General features: G+C 75.6%; 11 protein-coding genes and 1 pseudogene. 4 read left to right on the top strand and 8 right to left on the bottom strand.

Going from position 1 to position 14,571, the window contains the following annotated elements:
• Window positions 1-54 precede the first annotated feature (54 nt).
• Window positions 55-1,461: a hemolysin family protein gene (locus E1B22_RS07490; RefSeq protein WP_243123855.1), complete on the bottom strand. Its 1,407-nt coding sequence runs from the start codon at window positions 1,459-1,461 to the stop codon at window positions 55-57.
• Window positions 1,462-1,678: 217 nt separating this feature from the next.
• On the opposite strand from E1B22_RS07490, the gene E1B22_RS07485 reads away from it, so the two are divergent.
• A complete protein-coding gene (locus E1B22_RS07485) occupies window positions 1,679-2,128 on the top strand; it encodes an NUDIX hydrolase (RefSeq protein WP_135225152.1) in 450 nt (149 codons plus the stop codon).
• Between the two features lie 14 nt (window positions 2,129-2,142).
• On the opposite strand, the gene E1B22_RS07480 is transcribed toward E1B22_RS07485, so the two are convergent.
• The 5 genes from E1B22_RS07480 to E1B22_RS07460 all read right to left on the bottom strand — a co-directional run bounded on the left by E1B22_RS07480 (window position 2,143) and on the right by E1B22_RS07460 (window position 8,474).
• A complete protein-coding gene (locus E1B22_RS07480; RefSeq protein ID WP_135225151.1) occupies window positions 2,143-2,994 on the bottom strand; it encodes an inositol monophosphatase family protein in 852 nt (283 codons plus the stop codon).
• Window positions 2,995-3,360: 366 nt separating this feature from the next.
• Window positions 3,361-4,866 (bottom strand): tripartite tricarboxylate transporter permease, encoded by a 1,506-nt coding sequence (locus E1B22_RS07475; protein ID WP_135225150.1) that lies wholly within the window; start codon window positions 4,864-4,866, stop codon window positions 3,361-3,363.
• 405 nt (window positions 4,867-5,271) lie between these two features.
• Window positions 5,272-5,916, bottom strand: a complete 645-nt coding sequence (locus tag E1B22_RS07470) for a tripartite tricarboxylate transporter TctB family protein (RefSeq protein WP_167758882.1) — start codon at window positions 5,914-5,916, stop codon at window positions 5,272-5,274.
• 164 nt (window positions 5,917-6,080) lie between these two features.
• Entirely contained in the window at window positions 6,081-7,202 is a 1,122-nt protein-coding gene (locus E1B22_RS07465; RefSeq protein ID WP_135225148.1) for a tripartite tricarboxylate transporter substrate binding protein, read from the bottom strand.
• Between the two features lie 498 nt (window positions 7,203-7,700).
• Window positions 7,701-8,474 carry a hemerythrin domain-containing protein gene (locus E1B22_RS07460; protein WP_135225147.1) on the bottom strand — a complete coding sequence of 258 codons (774 nt, stop codon included), beginning with the start codon at window positions 8,472-8,474 and terminating at the stop codon, window positions 7,701-7,703.
• A gap of 546 nt (window positions 8,475-9,020) precedes the next feature.
• Here E1B22_RS07460 and E1B22_RS07455 point away from each other — a divergent pair.
• On the top strand, window positions 9,021-9,566 hold the full coding sequence (locus tag E1B22_RS07455) for a hypothetical protein (RefSeq protein WP_167758881.1): 546 nt from the start codon (window positions 9,021-9,023) through the stop codon (window positions 9,564-9,566).
• A gap of 411 nt (window positions 9,567-9,977) precedes the next feature.
• On the opposite strand, the pseudogene nth reads toward E1B22_RS07455, so the two are convergent.
• A pseudogene (gene nth, locus E1B22_RS07450) lies at window positions 9,978-10,547 on the bottom strand (endonuclease III); the annotation flags it as partial.
• 342 nt (window positions 10,548-10,889) lie between these two features.
• On the bottom strand, window positions 10,890-11,633 hold the full coding sequence (locus E1B22_RS07445) for a hypothetical protein (protein WP_243123239.1): 744 nt from the start codon (window positions 11,631-11,633) through the stop codon (window positions 10,890-10,892).
• Window positions 11,634-11,914: 281 nt separating this feature from the next.
• Between E1B22_RS07445 and E1B22_RS07440 the strand changes: the two genes are divergently transcribed.
• Together E1B22_RS07440 and E1B22_RS07435 are read left to right on the top strand one after the other, a co-directional pair.
• Complete coding sequence (locus E1B22_RS07440; RefSeq protein WP_243123238.1) at window positions 11,915-13,351, top strand: FMN-binding glutamate synthase family protein; 1,437 nt, start codon at window positions 11,915-11,917, stop codon at window positions 13,349-13,351.
• Window positions 13,352-13,461: 110 nt separating this feature from the next.
• Window positions 13,462-14,535: a permease gene (locus E1B22_RS07435; RefSeq protein ID WP_135225144.1), complete on the top strand. Its 1,074-nt coding sequence runs from the start codon at window positions 13,462-13,464 to the stop codon at window positions 14,533-14,535.
• Window positions 14,536-14,571 lie beyond the last annotated feature (36 nt).

Genomic DNA, 14,571 nt, shown 5'->3' with positions numbered 1-14,571 from the left:
AAGGCGGCCGGACCCGCACCCGCGACCGTCCCGGCCTCGGACGGCGCGGCCTCGTCAACCGGGACGGGTTGCGTCGGGATCGTCGCCCGCCTCCTTCGCCGCGGTGCCGTCGGCCGCGACCACGCTCCCCGCCGGCATCGACGCAGGTCGGGCGGCGCCGGCCGCGAGCCCCCCGTCCTTCTCGGCGGCCGTCGCCACGATCTTCCGGACCCGTACCGCGGTCACCCGCAACCCCTCGCGGCGCTCGACGGCGATGTGCCAGCCGCGGTGCTCGAACCCCTCCCCGACCTCCGGCAGCCGGCCCAGCGTGTAGAGGACGAACCCGGCCAGCGTCTCGTAGTGGGGACTGGCCGGGATGCCCAGGTTCAGCCGCTCGTTGGCATCCTCGATGGGCGTGTCGCCCTCCAGCACCCACTCCGTGGCCGCCACCTGGCCGGTGGCGGCCGGTCCTCCGCCCACCTCGCCCACGATCTCCTCCAGGAGGTCGTCCAGCGTCACCAGACCCGCGACGCCGCCGTACTCGTCGACCACCACCGCGAGCCGGAAGTGGTCGCGCTTCATCTCCTTCAGGAGATCGAGGGCCAGCTTGGACTCGGGGACGAACCGGACGGGCTGCATGCAGCCCTCGACCGTCTTCTCGCCCTCCCCTGCCAGCGCCGACAGGAGCAGGTCCCGGGTGCTGACCTGGCCGACGATGTCATCCGGCCCCTCGCCGGTCACGGGGTAGAAGGCGTGGCCGAGCTGCACCGCCCGCTCCACCGCCTGGCGCAGGGGCAGGTGACGCGGCAGGGTCTTCATCTCGGGCCGCGGCACCATGAGCTGGCGGACTACCCGGTCGCCGAAGTCGAAGACCCCCTGGATCAGCTGCTTCTCCTCCGAGCGCAGGTCCTGGTGCTCGGCGACGTAGAAGCGGATCTCCTCCTCGGTCAGACCGCGCTCCTGGACCTCCTCGACCCGCCCCCCCAGGGCGCGCACCACCAGGTTCGTCGAGCGGGCGAGCAACGCGGTGAAGGGGCCGGCCAGGCGCGCCAGCGCCGCGATGGGGCGGGCCACCCGCAGGGCGAGCGACTCCGGGTTCTGCAGGGCCAAGCGCTTGGGGACCAGCTCGCCCAGCACCAGGCTGACGTAGGAGATCAGCAGCGTGACGACGGCCACCGCCGTCGGACCCGCCACCTGGGCACCGAGGCCCGCCCCCTCGAGCCACCCGGCCAGCGGGCGCGCCAGGGTCACCGCTGCCGACGCGCTCGCCAGGAACCCGGCCAGGGTGATGCCCACCTGGATGGTGGCGAGGAAGCGGCTCGGGTCCCGCATCAGCTGCAGGGCCACCTGCGCCGCCCGTTGGCCGTCCTCCGCCAGCTGGTGGATGCGGGCGTCCCGGGCGGCGATGACGGCGATCTCGCTGGCGGCGAAGAAGGCGTTGAGCAGCACCAGGACGGCGATCCAGACCAGTTCCGGCAACACCTCGGCCAACGTGGGTCGTCCCCCCTCCGCCGCGACCGGAGCCGATGCCCGCGGCACCCCCATGCGGCGGTTCGTCGAACCGGTTCTTCCACCAATATAGCGGCCCCGGCCAAAATCGGAGGTGAACGGTGGGCGTGACCGATCCGGGCGAGGGCGCCGGCACGCCGGACCCGCGGGCGCCGCGCCCAGGGGACCCGGATGCGGGAGGTGAGGCCGCTTGGCGAGGTTCCAGTACCCCACCCATCCCCGGCCGTCCTGCCACGCGGTGGTGAGCGACGGCGAGCGCCTCGTCCTGGTGCGGCGAGGGGGCGAGCCCTTCCGCGGCTGGTGGGGCTTGCCGGGCGGGGCGGTGGAGCTCGGCGAGACGGTGGAGGAGGCCCTGCGCCGCGAGGTGCTGGAGGAGACCGGCCTGGAGGTGGAGGTCGAGGGGTTCCTGACCTACAAGGACGCCGTCAACCGCGACGAGGCGCAGCGGGTGCGCTTCCACTACGTGATCCTGTTCTTCGCCGCCCGGCCGGTGGGAGGCCGGCTGCAGGCCAGCGACGACGCCGCCGAGGCGGTCTGGGTGCCCTGGAGCGAGGTCGACCGCTACCGCCTGGTGCCGGGGACCCAGCAGGTGCTGGCGGCCTGGCGGGCCGCCCGGGCCCGGTCGCGGGGCGAGGGGTAGGGCCCGCCCCCGCCTCACGCCCCGGCGCTCGCCTGCCGGAGCAGCGCCACCAGCTGGTCGTGGATCCGGCCGTTGGTCGCCACCACCGACGGCTGCCAGATGTCGAAGGGGCCGCCGTCCAGCCGGCTCAGCCGCCCGCCGGCCTCCCGCACCACCAGCGCGCCGGCGGCCAGGTCCCACGGCCCCAGGCGCAGCTCCCAGAAGCCGGAGAGGCGGCCGGCGCCCACGTAGCACAGGGACAGGGCCGCCGAGCCGATGGCCCGCACGTTGCGGGCCTCGTTCAGCACGACCCGGAACAGCTCCACGTTCAACCGCCGACCTTCGACGGCGTCGTACTGGAAGCCCGTCGCCAGCAGGCTCTCGGCCAGGACCTCCTCCGTCGAGACCCGCAGCGGCCGGCCGTTGAGGGTGGCCCCGTGACGCCGGACGGCGACGAAGAGCTCGTCCTGCATCGGGTTGAACACCGCACCCGCCAGCACCTCGTCGCGGTACATCACGGCCACCGACGTGGCCACGATGGGCAGCCCGTGGATGAAGTTGGTCGTGCCGTCGATGGGATCGATCAGCCACTCCCACTCCCGACCCTCCGCGGCCTGGGCCACGGCCCCCTGGCGGGAGGCGGCCTGCCCCGAGAGGACGCGGCGGGAGACGTCCTCCTCCCCCACCACCGCATGGTCCGGGAACTGGCGCCGGACGTAGGCCGTGAGCTCCGCCTCGATGGCCTCGTCGGCCTCGGTCACCAGGTCGTAGCGCGAGCTCTTGGTCCGCACCCGGCTCGCCGAGCCGAAGCGCTGGCGCAGCATCTCGCCGCCGCGCAGGGCGACGTCGATCACGGCATCCCGCAATGCCTCCACGTCCAGGTCCATCGACCGTTCCCTCCTCGTCGCCGGGCGGCGTGCCGCCGGGGCACCCCGCCGGCATCCCGGACCGGTGCAGCCGCAGCCGGCCCCACGTCCGCCGCGCGGACGCGACCACGAAGAACCCGCGCCCTGGGGCGCGGGTCGACGCGGGCAGCCCAAGCGGCGGCCCGGGTCGCCGGGACACCGGCTCCATTGTCGCAGATGGGGCAACCGCGGCCAAGCCGGTGGGAGCTCGCGGCCGGAGGCCGGCCGCCGGCCGTGAGCAGGCTCCCGGCTGCGGGCCGGCCACCGGCGGACCCGCCCCGGCCCGTCGCGGCCGCGTCCTGACCGTCGGTCGGTGCGGCGGATCGCGCCCCGGTCGCCGGCCCGCGGCTACGCGGCCACCGGCCCGCCCGGCGCGGCCGGTTCGCTGCGCCCCCGGCGCCGCAGGCCCACGACCAGCACCCCCACGGCCAGGGCCAGGAACGCCCCCGCCAGGGGGCGGCTCACGAAGATGGCCGGCGAGCCGCCCGCCATGGTCAGGGACTGGCGGAACGACTCCTCCATCAGCGGGGCCAGCACGTTGGCCAGCACCAGGGGCGCCACGGGGAACCCCAGCTTCCGGAGCCCGTACCCCACGGCCCCGAAGGCCAGGGCGACGCCGACGTCGAACAGCGAGTACCGCAGGCTGTAGGCCCCCAGGGCCGAGAGCACCAGGATCGCCGGACCGAGCACCGCGAAGGGCACCCGCGCCACCCGCACCCAGAGCCCGATCAGGGGCAGGTTCAACAGCAGGAGGATCAGGTTGCCCACGTACATGCTGGCGATGACGGTCCACACCAGGTCGGGGTGCTGCCGGAACAGCTCGGGACCGGGGTCGAGGCCGTACATCATGAGGCCGCCGAGCAGCACCGCGGGCACCGGGCCGGCCGGCAGCCCCAGGGCGAACAGCGGGACGAACCCGGCCGTGGACGTGGCGTTGTTGGCCGCCTCCGCGGCGGCCACGCCCTCGATGGCGCCCCGGCCGAACCGCTCGGGCCGCCGGCTCAGCCGGCGCTCCGCATCGTAGGCGACGAAGGTGGTCACCGACGGGCTGCAGCCCGGCAAGAGGCCCAGCAGGAACCCCAACAGGCTCGCCCGCAGCATGGCCGGCGTGGCGAGCCGCAGATCGCGCCGGGTGGGAAGCCAGCCGCGGACCCGGGTCTCGTAGAGGTGGCGCACCCGCTCCTCCGCCGCCATCAGCACCTCGCTCACCGCGAAGAGCCCGATGATCACCGCGACGAAGGGGAAGCCGGCCGTCAGGGGCAGCCAGCCGAAGGTCCAGCGGGCGACGCCGGTCACCGGGTCGAGCCCGACCATGGCCACCAGCAGCCCCAGCAGCGCCGCCGCCGCCCCCTTCAGCCCGTGCCCCCCGGACAGGCTGGCCACCAGCGCCGCCGCCAGCACCGTCAGGGCGAAGTACTCCGGCGGACCGAAGGCCAGGGCCACCGTCGCCAGGGTCGGGGCGAAGAAGGTCAGTCCCACCAGGCCCAAGGTGCCCGCCACGAAGGAGGCCACCGCCGCCACGCCCAGGGCCGCGCCCGCCCGTCCCTGCCGGGCCAGCGGGTAGCCGTCCAGGGCCGTCGGCACCGACGACGCCTCCCCCGGGATGTTGACCACGATGGCCGTGGTCGACCCGCCGTACATGGCGCCGTAGTAGATCGCCGCCATCATCACCAGCGCCGGCCCCGGCGGCAGGACGGCCGTCAAGGGGAGCAGCATGGCGATGGCCGAGGTGGGCCCGATGCCGGGCAGCACCCCGACCAGGGTGCCCAGGAGGCACCCCGTGAGCCCGTACAGCAGCGTCTGCGGCTCCAGGGCCATCGTCAGGCCGTGTCCCAGCCAGTGGAAGGCCGACACCCCAGCACCCCCTCTCCGGGCGGCCCCTCCGGGCCACGCCCGCCGCGACGGCGACACGGGGGACGAGCGGCGCCCGCGGGCGGGCGCCGCGAGGTGCCGCGATGCCGTGCCGCGGAGGGCCGGCTGGTGCCCCGTTACGGGCGGGGGGACGCGGGCCGCCGGGTGACGCGATGCGACGGCGGCGGGGGACGCCCCCTGGTGCCGGGCGGCCGCCTGGGGCCGAAGCTTCAGGACGCGGGCCCCGGTACGCCACGGGGGGCGACGCCCCATGGCCTAGGCAGCCGCCTGCGGCCGAAGCGGAGGGACGCAGGCCGCCACGCGGCCCGGTGCGACCGCGGCGAGGGACGACGCAGGGCGGCTCGGGTCTCCCCACCCCCGGGGCTCCCCGCGCCGGGGACCGCGCGGTCAGGGGCGCCCCAGCGGCCCCAACGGCAGCGGGACGCCAAGCCCGCGGACGAACCCGGCCCACAGGGCTGCGGCGAACAGGCCGCCCCACAGGACCGCCACCGTCACCCGGCGCTCGCCCAGGTACCAGCTCAAGCCGGCCACGAAGAGCGCGCTGGCCAGGGGGAAGCCCAGGTCGGGCAAGGCCGCCGCGTACGCCGTGGTGGCGAGGGCCGTCACCAGGAGGCGGACCCGCCCCCGGTGGGGCGCGCCGGCCGCCCTGGCCGCCGGCGGATCCGCCGCCGGCGGATCGGTCGCCCCCGCCTCGGAGGGCCGCGGGTCGGCCTGGATCGCCGCGGGGCGTCCCGGCACGGACGGTCCGTCGGCCGCCCGGGCGCGGCAGGCCGGGTCTGGCCCGGCTGCTGCGGCGGCGCCCCGCGCCGCGGTCGCGTCACCAGCCCCTCGGCCCCTCCGGCGCCTGCCCGTCGGCGGCCGCAGCGCCGACGCCACCAGGCCGAGACCGCAGAGCACCAGCCCCAATGCCACCAAGGAGGGCAACACGCCGGGTCCCATCACGCCGGCGACGGGATCGCGGGGCGGCGCCCCGGCCAGCGCCACCGTCCCCAGCACGGCGAGAGCGGCCCCTGCCACGGCGTCGCGGTCCACGTTCCGTACCCTCCCTTCGTCGGATCCGGGGAGCCCATGGGGATCCCGTGCCTTCGCTTCGCGCGCCGCCCGCCGCCCGCGTTGGTCGGGTCCGGGGAACCCATGGGGATCCCGTGCCCCTCCCCCTGGTCGGCGCGGACCGACTTCATCGGCGCGGATCGACCTCATCGGCGCAGATCGTCCAACAGGCTCCGGTAGGTCGCGGTGACCTGGCGGATGTAGGCCTTGCTCTCCTGGTGGCCCATGGCCAGGGGGACGAAGCCCTGCTCCTCCATCTGGGCGCGGGTGGCGGGGTCCTCGGCGATGGCCAGGAACGCCCGCTCCAGCTCGGCGAGGATGGCGGGCGGCGTCCCGGCCGGCACCCCCACGCCCCGGTCGATGCGCTCCACCAGGTGGATGCCCTGCTCCTTGAAGGTGGGCGCGTCCGGCAGACCGCGAAACCGCTGCTCGGCGGCGATGCCCAGCACCCGGATGCGGTCGCGGTACCGGACCAGGTCGTTGGAGTTGGCGAAGACCGCGTCCACGTGGCCGCCCAGGAAGGCGGTCATCTGGGGCGCCGCGCCGCTGAAGGGCACGTAGGTCAGGTCGATGCCGGCCAGCTTCTCCAGGCGCACCGTGGCCACGTGGTGACCGGAGAAGGTCCCGGACCCGCCCACGGTGAGGGCCCCCGGCCGGGCCTTGGCCGCCGCGATGAACTCCGCCAGCGTGCGGTAGGGGCTGGACGCCGGCACCGCCAGGCCCAGCGGCGTCGACTGGAAGAGCACCACCGGCTCGATCTGCTCGGTGCGGTACCCGGTCTGCTGCTGCAGCGGTTGCAGGACGATGTGCGGCACGTTGATCCCCGCGACCACGGAGCCGTCGGGCCGGCTGCGGACCAGCTCGCTCCAGCACAGGGCGCCGCCGCCGCCGACCTTGTACTCGATCACCACCTGGCGCCCCAGGAGCCGCTCGAGACGGGGCTGCTGGCGGCGGGCCTCGATGTCCGACTGGCCGCCGGGGTCGAAGCAGACCAGGTAGGTCAGCGGCCGCGCCGCAGCCGATCCGGTGCCGCCGGCGGCCGATGGGGACGGGCCGCCCGGGGCCGTCGCCTCCCGGGGGCCGGCGGGGCCGGTTCCTCCGGACGAACCGGCCGCGGCGCCGCCCCCCGCCGAGGCGTCGGGGGACCCAGGGCCGGGGCCGCACCCAGCCGCCGCCAGCACCAGCAGCGCCACGCCCACCAGGGCGAGTCCCCGCCGCCACCGACACCCCGAGCGACTCCCCCCGTGCCGATGGTCGCCGTGGTCCATGGTCTGTTCCCTCCCCGCCCGGCGCCCAGGGCCGGCCGCTCCCCGCTAGCGGGGCCGTCGGCGGACCGTGCGCGGTGGCGATGGTCGCCCGCAGGGCCCGGGAGCCGCGACCCAGGCGGGTGGGGCCGGCACCCAGCGTCCCTGGGCACCCATCCCTTCCGGGCTAGGCGTACTCTATGCCCGCCGGGGCCGGAGGGTGCCCCCGCGTCGGCCCAGGTAGGAAGGGATCCCCGCCCGAGCGCCGCCCGGGGCGGTACGGCCACGTCCCCATCGGCCCCCGGGCCGGCGGGGCGGCGGGGCGGCCACGCGCCCCCCGCGGTGACCGCAGCGGCCGTCGGTGGGGTTGGGTGCGCCCAACGACCGATGCCCCTCCCCGCGGGGTCCGACGAACCACCGGGCAGCGGCCGTGGGCGGGGGCGCGCACCCGAAGACCGCTACCCCTCGACCCGAGCCCAATGAAGCCTCGGACGCCGGTCGTGGGCGGGGGTTGGTGCGCCGTCAGGCCCGGGCGCCCTTGCGGCTGCGGGCGTAGAGGCGCGGCGTGCGGGCGCGGGGGGCGGCCATGGTGGCCGGCGGGTCGCTGGCCGGGAACGTGCCCTCGACCACGTCGTCGTAGTCGAAGGCGAATTCCTCGAGGCCTCGCTCCAGCTCGGCCCCCAGGCCGGCGAGTCCCTCCTCCAGGTGGCGGCGGGCGAGGGGGAACAGCTCCTCTTCCTCCCGCTGGACGTGATCCGCCAGGGCCTCGGCCAGCCGGTCCAGGAGCCGCTCCGGCGTCCCGTCCTCCCGGCCGCCCGGACCACCGGGGTGGCTGGGGCCCCCGCTCCCCTCCACCGGGAGGCCGGCGCCCGCCGTTCCCGACGATCGCGCCGCCGCTGGCCGGGCCGCCACGCCTCCCGGCCGGGCCACGGCGGGGTCCGGTCTCGGGCCGCCCTCGCCGGCGAGCCCCTCGGTCACCGCCCGCCCGAGGCGGTCGGCCAACCGCTCCAGCTGCTGGTGCTCCGCCAGGCGAGCCGCCAGCCGGTCCGACACCGTGGCGTCGCCGGTGCGCCGCAGCGCCGGGTAGAACACCTCCTGTTCCAGACGGCGGTGGGCATCGAGCTCGTCCATCAGCTCCACCACCAGGTCGGGGCGGTGCGCCGCGCCCGCCTCGCGGGCGTCGGCGAGCAGGCGTCCCAGCCGCCGGTGGCGATCCGCGAGGATCTGCAGGGCGCGGGGGCCGGTTCGTCCGGTCTGGTCGGGCAGGCTTCCGCTCGGCGGGGTCCGTCCGGTCATGCGGGTCCCTCCTTCGGGTCTTCGGCCGTCCCTAGTGTGTCCGCCGTCGGGCCGCGGGGCGGCCGGGACGCATCTTGGCCACTTGCGCTCACCCTTCAGAGCACACCCGGGTGTCCGCGGTGGGGCCGTGGCTGGCGCCGCGCGGAGTGGGTCCCGGGCCAGTCCACCGCTGCGTACGCAAAGCAACGGTCTGCGATGGTGCCGCAACGCACCGGGCGTGCCCTCCGCAGGTATGAGCGGGCGTCGCAGCGGCCATACTGATGGCTGCCCGGGCACCAAGAAGGAGGATGCAGGTTGGTCGGCAAGGTCAGGCCGCGGCGCGTCATCATGCCGTCGGACCTGGTCGGGCCTCGGGGCGCGAACCGGCCCCGATCCGGTCCGGTGGTCCACTACCGACTGGACGATCCGGCCGCAGCGGCCGCGGATCGTCGCGCCGCGGGGGGTCGGCCGCGAGCCGACGCCCCCGCGGAGGGGTCGCAACCGGCCGCCGGTCCATCCCCGGCCGCCGGTTCCCCGATGCAATCCCTGGGAGGAGGACGGATGCCGATGCAGGAGCCGATGACCCACGCCGGTGCCAGCGGCTACGGCCAGGGGGTGGGCGCCGCCGCCCCCGCGGGTCCCGCCGCCAGCGCCGCCGCCGGCGCCTCGTCCACCGGGTCGAGCCCGGGCGGGGCGGCGCGGCGCATCGACTTTCACCGCCTGAGCCCGCAGCAGCAGCGGCAGGCGCTCTTGGAGCTGGTCCGCGACGGCCGCAACGACGAGGAGATCGGCGAGCTGTTCGGCCTCAGCCAGTGGCAGGTGCGCAACCTGCGCTACCGGTTGGGGATCAAGAAGGACCGCGGCGGCAACGTGCACCTCGAGCCCATCCGGCTGCGGGGCGCCGACGTCGCCGACGGCGTGGAGGCGCTGGAGTCCGGGGACGGCCGCCCGCGCCTGGCCCTCACCCTGGAGGGCGAGTTCAGCGGCGCCACGTTGGCCAGCTACCTCGAGGGGATCACCGGCTTCGTGAGGGCCGCCGGGTCGCGCCCCTTCCGGGTGCGCTGCTTCGTCTGCGAGGCCGAGGCCGACGAACCCGGCCCGTCCGGCCGGTAGCCGACCGCCCTCCGCCGGCGTCGCCCCATCCGCGGGCGGCGCCGATGACCGAAGCGAAGACCTGGTCGAACCGGGGCGCGCCCGCTGCCGTTACCGCCCTTCGCCGCCCTTGGGCCCTGGCCTGGGGCCCGGCGCCGGGGAGCCGGCGGTCTCCCCGGCGCCGGGCCCCCGGGCATCCGGCCGCCCTCCCTGGGAGGCCACCGCCCCCCGCCCGTCGTCCCCACGGACAGCCGGCCCGTCCTCCCGCTCGTCCGGGAGACCGTCCGGCGGACCGTCCGCCGGTTCGTCCCGCGATGCGCTGGAGGGAGGGGCCGTCGCCGGGGTCGCCCGCGGAGCGCCCGATCCCGTGCCGGCCCCCTCGGGGGCCGCCCCGCCGCCCCCGGCCCGCCGCACCGGCTCCCCCGCCTGCCCGGTGGGGCATTCGGGCCGCAGGGCGCAGAGGTCACAGCGCGGGTTGCGGGCATGGCAGATGCGGCGACCGTGCCAGATCAACCAGTGGTGGGCCCGCGACCACTCGGCCTCGGGGAGCTTCGCCATCAGCTCCTCCTCGACCCGTTCGGGGGTGTTGCCCGAGGCCAGGCCCAGTCGGCGGGCCACGCGGAAGACGTGGGTGTCCACGGCGATAGCCGGGATGCCGAAGGCATTGCTGAGGACGACGTTGGCCGTCTTGCGGCCGACGCCGGGCAGCTGCATCAGCTCCTCCCGGGTCCGCGGCACCTGGCCGCCGTGGCGTTCCACCAGGATGCGACAGGCGGCCAGCAGGTTGCGGGCCTTGTTGCGCCAGAGGCCGATGGTCCGGATCATGGACCCCAGCTCGTCCTCGCTCAGCTGCAGCATGGCCTCCGGCGTGGGACAGCGCGCGAACAGGGCGGGGGTGACCTGGTTCACCGCCGCGTCGGTCGTCTGCGCGGAGAGGATCGTGGCCACCAGCAGCTCGAAGGGCGTGCGCCAGTGGAGGGCGGTGGTGGCGTCAGGGTACATGCGGACCAGCTTCGCCCGGATGCGGGCGATGCGGGCCGCTTCGGCGTCCCGGTCGGTCTTCGTGGCCGGGGCGCTCCCCTCCGTCACCGGAGCCGCCGTCGCCGGGGTCCCTGCCCGGGCGGGGCGCGCTGGCAGCCCGCCGGCTGACCCGCTGGGGTGCCGTCGGGCCGCTTCCTTGGGCAGCGGCGTGGGCTTCGACCGCTGGGATCCCCGCCGGGGGTCCTGACCGTCTCCGGGGCTGTGCACTCCGCGTCACCGCGCCTAGCCTATCACGTGTCGCGCTAGCGGGGTAGGGTGGCGTCGCGTGCCGCACCAGCGGGGTGGGGTGGCGCTGCCTCCGTTCTACGTCGCCGGCCCGTCCCCCGGACCCCCCGCGGACGGCCGAGCCGGTTCGTCCAGCCGCCGCACCAGGGTCTCCGCCAGCTCCCGGGCGATGCCGGCCGGATCGGCGGCAAGCCGTCGGCAGGGGCACCACCAGGGCTCGTCGGGAGCCCACACCGGCTCCGCCCCCGTGCGGCGCGGCAGCCGATAGCGGGGGACGAACCCGGCCGGAGCCTCCGCCAACCGGCGGTACGCCATCCCGCTGACCCCCACCTGCAGGAGCCACCCCGACTCTCCCGCACCCGCCGAGGGGCCGTCGGGTCCGTTGCCTCCGTGGCCGTCGGCCGGCCCCCGCCTTCGGTCAAGGCGCGGCGGTGCCGCCCCGCCGGCTTCGACGCCCGGCGTCGCGGTCGCGCCTCCCGTGCCGGCGGCAGGACCCGGGCCGCTCCGGCAGTCCGTCGCCAGGGGCTCCAGCAAGCGGCGCAGCTCCGCTTCCACCCGGGCCGGGGGAATGAAGAAGAGGGCCAGGGGATCCCGCGGGTCGTTGGGGGCCGTCAAGCTGGCCGTCGCCACCCGCACGCCGTCCTCCATCGCCACGTCACGCCGCTCCCTTGCGGAGTCCACCCGGACCGCCACCAGGTGCAACCACGCGTCGAAGCCCCCCGGCGGCGTCACCCCGCGGCGGACGGCTTCCAAGGCGTGGCGGGCTTCTTCCTGGCCGCGTTCGTCCGGCGGGGACATCCGATCCCGGTCCTCCGCTGCCACCGGCAGATCCCCCTTCGCCATGTCGTGCCCGAGGGGCGTTCCCACGGCCCACCCGTCGCCTGTTCCCGCGCATCAGGAAGCTCCAAGATCATCCAAGGCCACCGTACCAGAGCGTCCGTTCTCGGGCAACGAGCGGGCCGAGGCCGGAGGGCCGTACGAAGCATTGGCCGACGGCGATTTGACGACGGACCAGGGAGGAACGATAAGACGCGCACGAGCCGTGCTCGGCCCCCGCGGAGATGGCGTCGCCGGGGGGTGCTGGCCGGCGCAGGACGGGGTGGGTGCAGACACCTGTGACCGGTGCGTCCGGTCTCGCCACCCTCTTCGCGGTCACTTTGGCCGCGGTGCTGGTCGGCCTGGCCAGCGCCATCCTCAGCCTGTGGGCGGTGCGGCGGAGGCTGCTGGACCGCACGGTGGATGGGGCCGTCCGCCGGCTGCTCAGCGATCCCTACCCGGAGAACCTCTGGGACCTGGCTGTGGGGATGCAGCGCGTGCCCCCCACGGTCCTGCTCGAGCTCGAGCTCCGGGCGCACAAGGGTGCGCTCCTCGAGCGGCCCCTGGGCAGCGTCACGCGGCGCAGCCAGTGGGAGGACATCGCCTTCAACCCGGCCCAGCTGGTCCGCCCTCCCTTGCCACCGGACGCCCCGGTGGACACCTCCGTCGTCCTCGGGCCCGAGGCGGGCCGCCCGTTGCGCCTGGAGACCCCCTTGCTGGTCGGTGCCATGGGGTACGGGGTCGGCGTCAGCAGGGCCGTGGCGTTGGCCCTCGCCCGGGGCGCCCATCAGGTGGGGACGGCGTACAACGCCGGGTCGGGCCCCATCCTTCCGGAGCTCCTGGACGGTCGCGGTCCCCTGATCCTCCAGTTCACCGGCGGGGCGTGGACCCGCGACCCCGCCGTCCTGGCGCGGGCCGACATGGTCGAAATCCGCCTCGGCCACGGGGCGCGGGGTGCCCTGGGGCGGCGCTTCGACGCGACCCGCCTGCCCCCTGAGGTGCGCCGCCTGCTGGGAAGGGGAGCTGATGCACCCCCGGTCCTCGAGGCCCCTCTGCCCGAATCCCTCGACCCGCAGGCCTTCCGGCAGCTGGTCGACCGGCTGCGCCGGTGGACCGATGGGGCCCCGGTGGCCGTCAAGCTGGCGGCGACCCACGACCTGGAGCGGGAGCTCCTGGCGGTGGTCGACGCCGGGGTCGACGTCGTCGTCCTGGACGGGTCCGAAGGGGGCACCCACGGGACGCCCCCGGTCCTGGCGGACGACTTCGGCATCCCCACGCTCCACGCGTTGGTGCGGGCGGCGGCCCTGCTCGAGGCCACGGGCCTCCGTCCGCGGCTCAGCCTGGTCATCGGCGGTGGGCTGCGCACCCCGGGTGAGGCTCTCAAAGCCCTCGCCCTGGGCGCTGACGCCGTCTACCTGGGGACCGCCGTGCTGATGGCGGCCACCCACGGCCAGCTCAGCAAGGCCATCCCCTTTGAGCCCATCACCCAGCTGGTGTGGGCGACGGGGCGGCGGGCACGCCGGTTCGACCCCGAGCGCGGGGCACGGACCGTCGCCAACTTCCTTCAGGCATGCACCCTGGAGATGGCCGAGGCAGCCCGGGCCCTGGGCAAGGACAGCCTGCGGGCCGTGGACCGGTCGGACCTGGTGGCCCGAACCCCCGAGGCCGCCCGGATGCTGGGGCTGCCGCCGTCGTGGCGTCCTCCGGGGTCCGGGACGCCGTGAGCGGGCCGCACGAGCGCTCGGGTGCTCCGCAAGCGCTCGGTTGGTCTAAGATGGGGTCGTGACCCGCACCGCGCGTCCCGCGGTTGGCCGCAACCGGAGGAGGGTCCCCCATGGCGTCTCCCGTCTGGTCCCCGGGGTCCAGCCCGCGACGCGCTGCGGCGGCCGCCGTCGTCGCCGCCGGTCTCGTCGCCGTCGCCGGGCTGGCCTACGTCAAATGGCTACCATACTACCATCGCCTCCTCGCCGTCTCCCTCACCCACGCCCTCGGATCGTCGCTGTTCGGGCCGGAGGGCTACTTCACGGCAGTAAACCTGGGAGTCGCCTGGAGCTATGCGGTCGAGTACTTCCGGAGCGTGTGGCAGGCCGCTCTCCTGGGCCTCGTCCTCGGCGGGGCCGTGGAGGCTGTCCTACCCGCAACGTGGATTCAACGACTGCTGGGGGCACGTCCCCGGGCCGTGGCCTTGGCAGGGCTCTTCGCCCTTCCCGGCATGATGTGCAGCTGTTGCGCCACGCCCGTGGTGGCGGGGCTCCGGCGGCAGTCCGCCTCGGCAGGTGCGGCCGTGGCCTTCTGGTTGGCCAATCCCGTCCTCAATCCCGCCACCCTGGCCGTCCTGGTGATGGTGCTGGGGTGGCCCTTCGGCCTGGTCCGCCTGATCTTCGGGGTGCTGATGGTGTTCGGGATCGGCCTTCTGGTCGATCGGCTCTTCCCCGAGGAGCGCCACCCGCCCCAGGCTGCGACCACGGGACACCCGGCGACCCGGACGCCGCACCCGGCTTCGGCGTCCTGGCCGGTCCGGTGGCTTCGAAGCACCCTGCGCCTGGCGGCGTGGATCGTGCCCGAATACCTCGTGATGGTGTTCCTCACGGGCCTGCTGGGGGGTGTGTTCTTTCCTGCCGGCATCGGGCAGTGGGCCCATGCGCCCCTGGCCCTGCCGCTGATCGCCCTGGCGGGGACCCTGTTCGTCATCCCGACCATGGCCGAGATCCCCATCGTGCAGGGGCTGATGGCCGTCGGACTCCCGACGGGACCCGCCGCAGCCCTGCTGCTGACGTTGCCGGCCGTCAGCCTGCCCGGCTTGGTGATCCTGGGTCGGTCCTTCCGCGCACGAACGCTGGGGGTGGTCACCCTGGCCGTGACGCTGGTAGGCGTAGCCGGCGGGCTGGTGGCGGCGGCCCTGCTCTGAGCTGAAGGCTGTCATCGATGCGGGACGGTCGCGGCA

The organism is Thermaerobacter sp. FW80 (genome assembly GCF_004634385.1).
GTDB classification, from domain to species: Bacteria; Bacillota; Sulfobacillia; order Thermaerobacterales; family Thermaerobacteraceae; genus Thermaerobacter; species Thermaerobacter composti.
The sequence above is the reverse complement of the archived record's forward strand: the minus strand, read 5'-3'. Positions and strand labels throughout refer to the sequence as shown.

Coding starts and splice junctions, on each gene's coding strand:
- E1B22_RS07480 (WP_135225151.1), bottom strand. CDS start 2,994: ATGGACCTGGACGTGGAGGCATTGCGGGATGCCGTGATCGACGTCGCC.
- E1B22_RS07465 (WP_135225148.1), bottom strand. CDS start 7,202: ATGGACCACGGCGACCATCGGCACGGGGGGAGTCGCTCGGGGTGTCGG.
- E1B22_RS07460 (WP_135225147.1), bottom strand. CDS start 8,474: ATGACCGGACGGACCCCGCCGAGCGGAAGCCTGCCCGACCAGACCGGA.
- E1B22_RS07455 (WP_167758881.1), top strand. CDS start 9,021: ATGCAGGAGCCGATGACCCACGCCGGTGCCAGCGGCTACGGCCAGGGG.
- E1B22_RS07435 (WP_135225144.1), top strand. CDS start 13,462: ATGGCGTCTCCCGTCTGGTCCCCGGGGTCCAGCCCGCGACGCGCTGCG.